Here is a 393-nt window from a genome sequence, read left to right on the forward strand (position 1 = left end):
GTTGCCTCTTTGTTGGCTGCACTCGCTCACCCCGGTCACATAGTTTGCTATGCTCCCGGGGATTCTCTCCCTTGCCGTCGCGATGCATCTTGAAATCCATTGGGTATAGATCCCCGATACGCCCTTTTCCTGCACAGGATTGGCTTTCTGCCCCAATACATTCACGGGTAAACCACAGATAAAACCAATAAAGTGCCGCCACCAGTAAAGCTATCTTCTTGATATTTTGGGCTGTTGCCGCCAGGAGACACTGTATTTGCACTTTCCGCAACCCACGAAAACGGGCATAACGATGCCCATGATGCTGCTTCGCATCCGCAAAACTCCGTTCTATCGTTTCTTTTCGCCGCTTGTGCACCTTTTTACCCCACGGACTCAAACGGATTTCTCTGG

1 pseudogene is annotated in these 393 nt (G+C 50.6%); it reads right to left on the reverse strand.

The features are described from left to right. Positions 1-190 precede the first annotated feature (190 nt). Positions 191-393 (reverse strand): annotated as a pseudogene (locus tag ACGF5R_RS24620) (transposase); the annotation flags it as partial.

This window comes from Photorhabdus sp. RM71S (genome assembly GCF_042879355.1).
GTDB lineage: Bacteria > Pseudomonadota > Gammaproteobacteria > Enterobacterales > Enterobacteriaceae > Photorhabdus > Photorhabdus kayaii.